The organism is Methylobacterium sp. (assembly GCF_028290105.1).
Lineage (GTDB): Bacteria > Pseudomonadota > Alphaproteobacteria > Rhizobiales > Beijerinckiaceae > Methylobacterium.
Map to the genome: position 1 here is coordinate 1 of NZ_JAQGKL010000018.1, position 5988 is coordinate 5988.

The 5988-nt window shown below is 68.6% G+C and carries 9 protein-coding genes; 5 read left to right on the plus strand and 4 right to left on the minus strand.

Going from position 1 to position 5988, the window contains the following annotated elements; all coding sequences use genetic code 11:
* Nucleotides 1-392: 392 nt before the first annotated feature.
* Nucleotides 393-551: a hypothetical protein gene (locus tag JWQ05_RS01635; protein ID WP_299653445.1), complete on the plus strand. Its 159-nt coding sequence runs from the start codon at nucleotides 393-395 to the stop codon at nucleotides 549-551.
* A gap of 57 nt (nucleotides 552-608) precedes the next feature.
* On the opposite strand, the gene JWQ05_RS01640 is transcribed toward JWQ05_RS01635, so the two are convergent.
* The 3 genes from JWQ05_RS01640 to JWQ05_RS01650 form a co-directional block, all read right to left on the minus strand.
* Entirely contained in the window at nucleotides 609-875 is a 267-nt protein-coding gene (locus tag JWQ05_RS01640) for a DUF2312 domain-containing protein (protein WP_055951813.1), read from the minus strand.
* An 84-nt stretch (nucleotides 876-959) separates the two neighbouring features.
* Entirely contained in the window at nucleotides 960-1268 is a 309-nt protein-coding gene (locus JWQ05_RS01645) for a DUF1244 domain-containing protein (RefSeq protein WP_299653497.1), read from the minus strand.
* A 65-nt stretch (nucleotides 1269-1333) separates the two neighbouring features.
* On the minus strand, nucleotides 1334-2080 hold the full coding sequence (locus JWQ05_RS01650) for an N-formylglutamate amidohydrolase (protein WP_299653500.1): 747 nt from the start codon (nucleotides 2078-2080) through the stop codon (nucleotides 1334-1336).
* Between JWQ05_RS01650 and JWQ05_RS01655 the strand changes: the two genes are divergently transcribed.
* From JWQ05_RS01655 to pyk, 4 genes are all read left to right on the plus strand, one after another.
* Nucleotides 2071-2310 carry a hypothetical protein gene (locus JWQ05_RS01655; protein WP_299653503.1) on the plus strand — a complete coding sequence of 80 codons (240 nt, stop codon included), beginning with the start codon at nucleotides 2071-2073 and terminating at the stop codon, nucleotides 2308-2310. The genes JWQ05_RS01650 and JWQ05_RS01655 overlap by 10 nt on opposite strands.
* Nucleotides 2307-3623 (plus strand): glycerate kinase, encoded by a 1317-nt coding sequence (locus tag JWQ05_RS01660; RefSeq protein ID WP_299653506.1) that lies wholly within the window; start codon nucleotides 2307-2309, stop codon nucleotides 3621-3623. The genes JWQ05_RS01655 and JWQ05_RS01660 overlap by 4 nt, the downstream gene beginning before the upstream one ends.
* Entirely contained in the window at nucleotides 3589-4083 is a 495-nt protein-coding gene (locus JWQ05_RS01665; protein WP_299653508.1) for a DUF1036 domain-containing protein, read from the plus strand. Before JWQ05_RS01660 ends, JWQ05_RS01665 begins: the two co-directional genes overlap by 35 nt.
* A gap of 127 nt (nucleotides 4084-4210) precedes the next feature.
* Entirely contained in the window at nucleotides 4211-5647 is a 1437-nt protein-coding gene (pyk, locus tag JWQ05_RS01670) for a pyruvate kinase (RefSeq protein ID WP_299653511.1), read from the plus strand.
* A 73-nt stretch (nucleotides 5648-5720) separates the two neighbouring features.
* Here pyk and JWQ05_RS01675 read toward each other — a convergent pair.
* Nucleotides 5721-5988: alpha/beta fold hydrolase (locus tag JWQ05_RS01675; RefSeq protein ID WP_299653514.1), on the minus strand; the 268-nt coding region annotated here is incomplete at its 5' end.

Sequence of the window (5988 nt, forward strand, 5' to 3'; positions counted from 1 at the left end):
TGCTGCGTAGTCGCACCGCTATCCTGCATTATTGACATGCGGGCATACGACGATCACGAAACGGACTAAGCTGATCTTGCCTGATCGGAGTTCGGACTTGCAACGAGCGGTGATGATCGACGCCAGAAGATTTCTATCGGCACGATTTTTTTATTTGCGTTTTGATGATCTTCGATACTGACGACAGCGCTGTGCAAAATCTGTCTGCATTCGAGGCGCATAGGGGCAGTACGGTATTTGTTCTGTTGGCAAGACACGGTGCGTCACCCGAATGGAGGACGACGCGGACGGCTCATGTGTTTCAAGAGGTCTGATCCCCTCGTGCTGGGGGATCTTCGTCGGTTGGGGTCTGAAATCGGAACGCTCTGGGCCAACATGGGAAAGCGTTCGCGATGTTCGCCTTGAGTTTGACGCTCCTGCTCGCCGGTATCGCGTTGGCATCCGTCGCGCAGAGCTACCCGAAGCATCGCGCAGCCCTGGAATGGGCCTGCGGCACCCTGCTCATCGCTGGGCTCGGCCTGCTCGGATTTGGGCTACGCCTGTTCCGCTGAGCGCCCATCCGGCCGGCACGGTCCGAGCCGGCCGGAAGACGCCGTCGTTTCGACGGCTCAGACCATGCCGAGGGCCTGCATGTAGAGTTCGAGAATCGCCTCTTCTTCCTGGCGCTCGGCGTGGTCCTTCTTTCTGAGCGAGATGATCCTGCGCAGCGCCTTGGTGTCGAAGCCGGTGCCCTTGGCCTCGGCGTAGACATCCTTGATGTCGGAGGCGAGGCCGGCCTTTTCCTCCTCGAGGCGCTCGATGCGCTCGATGAAGCTCTTCAGCTGGTCGGCGGCGACGGAGGAAGCGTCGACGGCGGGTGCGGCGGATGCGGCCATGGTCGTCTCAAGTCTCTGGATGCGAGGCGCGGGCGGTGCGCCGCGCCGGAACCGCTTGGATAAGCCGTCAAGCTTACCGGGACCTTAGTGCGGCTCGGCCGCCGCCTTGGTGAAGGCCGCCTGTTGCTCGGGCGTCGCGTCGGCTTGGTGCAGGCGCTTCCACTCGGAATACGGCATGCCGTAGACCGTCTCGCGGCTCTCGTCCTTGCTCATCGGCAGATCTTTCGCGTCGGCCGCGTCTTTGAGCCAGTTCGAGAGGCAGTTGCGGCAGAACCCGGCCATGTTCATCAGGTCGATGTTCTGCACGTCGGTGCGGGCCTGCAGGTGAGCGACGAGGCGCCGGAACACGGCCGCCTCCAACTCGGTGCGCGTGGCGGCGTCGATCTCGGACATGATGCGATCTCCTCGGTTGGCCGGCGTCGGCTTCCCGTCTCAGGTCGGCGCGAAGGACCGCTCCGTCAAGCGCGGATGGGAAGCATGGGCGCGAGCAGGCGCGCGAAGCGTTCCGCCCATTCGGCCTGGCCCGCCTCGCCCGCGATGAGGTCCTGGCGGATCTCCACCAATGCGTTGGGGAGCCCGCGTGCCATGGCGTGGCGGTCGATCGTGTCGCCGGGCAGGCCGCCGCCATACGGTTCGTTGTCGCCGACCGTCAGGCCGGCGGGGTCGGCGCGCAGGCCCGCGATCAAGGGTGCGCTCATGCGGTCGTCCCGGTCCCAGAGGATGCCGACGTCCCAGGGGCGCGCCACCCCGCGCCAATACGGCGTGAAGCTGTGGATGGTGACGATGGCGGGGCGCGTGCCGGTCGCCTCCGCGGCGCCGATGGCGACATCGATCGCCGCATCGAAGGGCTCGTAGAAGCGCCGGATGCGCTCGGCCTTTCCGTCCTCGTCGATGCGGGCATTACCCGGCACGACCGCGCCGTCCGAGAGGCGCATCACGAGGGTCGGATCGGCGCGGCCCCGGTTCGGATCGATGATCAGGCGCGAGAAGCGCGTGAGGATGGCGGGCGCGTTCAGGTGCGCCGCGAGCCGGCGCGTCACGGCGGCGGCACCGATGTCGTAGGCGATGTGGCGGGAGAACTCGTGCTCCGGCACCCCGAGTTGCGCCAGATCCTCCGGAACATGGTTCGAGGCATGGTCGCAGATCAGGAGGAGGCCGCAGGCGGGCGTCCCAGGAACAGTCTCGACGGGATGCGGTGGATGCATGGAATCTCGCGCGGTCCGGTTCGGTGTCAGCGGCATGCAAGGCCTCGGCCGCGTCGGCGGGGATCGCCCGGCAACGCGCGCTTGCCGAGGCGGCGAGCGTCGGGCACAGCACGTATCGCGGATCGCGCCGCGACGGCAACAATCCGGCCTCGAGCCGGGGGCACAACAATCCGGAGGAGAACCACCGGGCCGCCTTTGCGATCGACACCGGCAAATTGGAAGCGCCATGACCGATACCGCCAACACCCCGACCGCCTCGAACGCGGACGCCCGCTCGCTCCTCCTGCACTGCCTCGACGAGGCCATCGCCGCCGCTCACCCGGCGCGCTGTCTCGTGCCGCACCTGCCCGCCCCGGGCCCCGGCCGTCTCATCATCCTCGGCGCCGGCAAGGCGGGCGGCAGCATGGCGGCGGTCGCCAGCCGCTTCTACCGCGAGGAGCACGGGGTCGATCCGAGCCGCATCGTCGGTCTGGCCGTGGCCCGCCATGGCTACGGCGAGGAGGCGCCGATGATCCGCATGGTCGAGGCCGGTCATCCGGTGCCGGACCAGGCCGGAATCGATGCCACCATCGACGCCCTGAAGATCGCCGCCAATGCCGGGCCAGAGGACGACGTGCTGGTGCTGCTCTCGGGCGGCGGCTCCGCGAACTGGATCGCGCCGGCCGGTGATCTGACCCTCATCGAGAAGCAGTCGATCACCAAGGCGCTGCTGCGCTCGGGCGCGCCGATCAACGAGATCAACGCCGTGCGCAAGCACCTGTCGCGAATCAAGGGCGGTCGCCTCGCGATGATGGCGCGCAATGCCCGCTCCATCCTGACGCTGGCGGTCTCGGACGTGCCGCACGACGACCCAGCGGTGATCGCCTCCGGCCCCACCGTGCCCGATCCGACCACCCTGGCGGATGCCCGGGAAATCTGCGAGCGGCGCGGCATCGCGCTCCCCGAGACCGCCAAGGCGCTCCTCAACGACCCCGCCAACGAAACCCCGAAGGCGGGCGACCCCTCCTTCGCGCGGGCCGAATATCGCATCATCGCCCGTCCCATCGACGCCCTAGAGGCCGCCGCCGCCGCTGCGTCACAGGCCGGTTACGAGCCGGTCATGCTCGGGCCCGACGTGGAGGGCGAGGCCCGGGAGGTCGCCGCCGAGCATGCCCGCATGGCGCTGGAGATGGGCCGGGCCGGACGCAAGGTCGCGATCATCTCCGGCGGCGAACTCACCGTGACGATCAAGGGCGAGGGCCACGGCGGTCCGAATCAGGAATACGCCCTGGCGCTCGCCATCGCCCTGGACGGCGCGCCGGGCATCCTCGGCATCGCCGCCGACACCGACGGCACCGATGGCGGGCGTGGGGAGGCCACGGACCCCGCCGGTGGTCTCGTCGACCCGACCACGCTGGCTCGCGCCCGCGAGGCCGGGCTCGATCCCGCCGCCATGCTCGCCGACAACGATTCGACGAAGTTCTTCGCCACCATCGGCGATCTCGTCCAGCCGGGTCCGACACGCACCAATGTCAACGATTGTCGCATCATCCTCGTCGGTTAGCGGCGCATGCCGCACCGGCACCCGTTCCCTCTCGCCGGGACGGGTGCTGGCGGGCGTCGTCCTCGCCTGCCTCGCGTGGACGAACCCGGCGCGGGCCGACCTGCGCATGTGTAACCAGACCGCCAGCAAGGTCGGGATCGCCCTCGGCTACCGCGACCCGCAGGGCTGGGTCACGGAAGGCTGGTGGGACGTGGCGCCGAAGGCCTGCGAGACGCTGCTGAAGGGCGCGCTCAGCGCCCGCTTCTACTACGTCTTCGCGGTCGACTACACGCGTGGGGGCGAATGGAACGGTCGCTCTCTGATGTGCACCAAGGACCGCGAATTCACGATCCGGGGCGTCGAGGATTGTCTCGCGCGGGGCCTGGACCGCAACGGATTCTACGAGGTCGACACGGGCGAGCAGAAGAGCTGGACGATCCAGCTCTCGGACCCGAACCAGCCGCTGGCGCCGACGCCGTAGCCCTCACTTCGCAGCGTGATCCGGCACGGCCGCGCTTGACGCATCCGGCCCGGCGGTGCTTCTGGCCGCTTGCCGAACGTCGGGCGTTTGAAACCGGCGCGGCTTGCTCTCGGGCATGGAGACGACAGTGAAACGTTCACGCCGCACGAAAATCATCGCGACCCTCGGTCCGGCCTCCGACACTCCGGAAATGATCGAGACGCTGTTTCGCGCCGGCGCCGACGTATTCCGGCTCAACATGAGCCATCTGCCGCGCGAAAAGCTTCCCGAGAAGATCGAAGTCATCCGCACCATCGAGCGGGAACTGAAGCACCCCATCGCGATCCTTGTGGATCTGCAGGGGCCGAAGCTCCGCGTGGCGGCCTTCGCAGAGGGCGCGGCGATCCTCAAGAACGGTGCCACCTTCGTCCTCGACAGCGATCCGACCCCCGGGGACGTCTCCCGGGTGTTCCTGCCCCACCCCGAAATCCTGTCGGCCCTGGAGCCCGGCCATTGCGTGATCATCGATGACGGCAAGCTGCGGCTCACCGTCACCGACGTGTCCGAAGGCCGGGCCGTGACGCGCGTCGAGGTCGGCGGGCGCATCTCGAACCGCAAGGGCGTCTCCCTGCCCGATACGGTGATTCCCGTGGCTGCCATGACCGAGAAGGATCGCGGCGACCTCGAGGCCGCGCTCGCCGCCGGCGCCGACTGGATCGCCGTCTCCTTCGTGCAGCGCCCCGAGGACGTGGCCGAGGTCAAGAAGGTCGCGGCCGGCCGTGCCCTGATCATGGCCAAGATCGAGAAGCCGCAGGCGCTAACACGCCTCGACGAGATCATCGAGATCTCCGACGGGCTCATGGTGGCGCGCGGCGATCTCGGCGTGGAGATGCCCCTGGAGCAGGTGCCGGGCGTGCAGAAGCGGATCACCCGCGCCTCGCGCCGGATGGGCAAGCCCGTGGTGGTCGCGACCCAGATGCTCGAATCGATGATCACCGCGCCGGTGCCCACCCGCGCCGAGGTCTCGGACGTGGCCACCGCCGTCTACGAGGGCGCGGACGCGGTGATGCTCTCGGCCGAGAGCGCCTCCGGTGCCTTTCCGGTGGAGGCCATCACCATGATGAGCCGGATCGCCGAGCAGGTGGAGCGCGACGCGCTCTACTGGACGATCCTGACCGCGCAGCGTTCGGAGCCCGACGCCACCGCCTCGGACGCGATCGCGGCGGCGGCCCATCAGATGGTCGATGCCCTGAACCTCACGGCGATCATGGCCTGGACCCATTCGGGCTCCACCGCCCTGCGCCTCGCGCGTTCGCGGCCCAACGCCACCATCATCGCGCTGACGCCCAAGCGCGAGACGGCCCGGCGGCTGGCCCTGTGCTGGGGCACGCACCCGATCGTCACGAAGGACGCCAGCGACGTCGACGACATGGCCTTCCGGGCGGCGAAGTTCGCGGTCCGCGAGAACTTCGCCGAGATCGGCGGCCGGATCATCGTGGTGGCGGGCGTGCCCTTCGGGACACCGGGTGCCACCAACCTGGTGCGCATCGCCTTCGTCACCCGCGAGCACGCTGCCAAAGCGTGAGTTCGCAAGGCCTGAATTCGCGAGGCCCGGTTCCGATGAGAGTCGCGCCCCCCGTGGAGCCGAGGGGCGCGGTTCAGCGGACCGCGTCGCGTGCCGACAGGCGCGCGACGGCGTCGATCACCGCCGAGGTGGCGACGCTGTGGACCATGTGGCCGATGCCGGGCAGCACCACGAGGCGCGCGCCCGGGATGAGGTCGGCCAGGGGCCTGGCGTGACGGCTCGCGGGCACGATGGCGTCGCGATCACCGGTGATGATGACGGTCGGCGCGGTGATGTCCCCGTAATGTCGGCTCTGCTCCTGGAGTGCTGCCGGAAGGCCGACCAGATCCTGCACGTTCGCC

What these genes read in the sequence shown, in the direction of transcription:
- JWQ05_RS01635 (WP_299653445.1), top strand. Translation starts at nt 393, where the DNA reads ATGTTCGCCTTGAGTTTGACGCTCCTGCTCGCCGGTATCGCGTTGGCA.
- JWQ05_RS01640 (WP_055951813.1), bottom strand. Translation starts at nt 875, where the DNA reads ATGGCCGCATCCGCCGCACCCGCCGTCGACGCTTCCTCCGTCGCCGCC.
- JWQ05_RS01645 (WP_299653497.1), bottom strand. Translation starts at nt 1,268, where the DNA reads ATGTCCGAGATCGACGCCGCCACGCGCACCGAGTTGGAGGCGGCCGTG.
- JWQ05_RS01650 (WP_299653500.1), bottom strand. Translation starts at nt 2,080, where the DNA reads ATGCATCCACCGCATCCCGTCGAGACTGTTCCTGGGACGCCCGCCTGC.
- JWQ05_RS01660 (WP_299653506.1), top strand. Translation starts at nt 2,307, where the DNA reads ATGACCGATACCGCCAACACCCCGACCGCCTCGAACGCGGACGCCCGC.
- JWQ05_RS01665 (WP_299653508.1), top strand. Translation starts at nt 3,589, where the DNA reads ATGTCAACGATTGTCGCATCATCCTCGTCGGTTAGCGGCGCATGCCGC.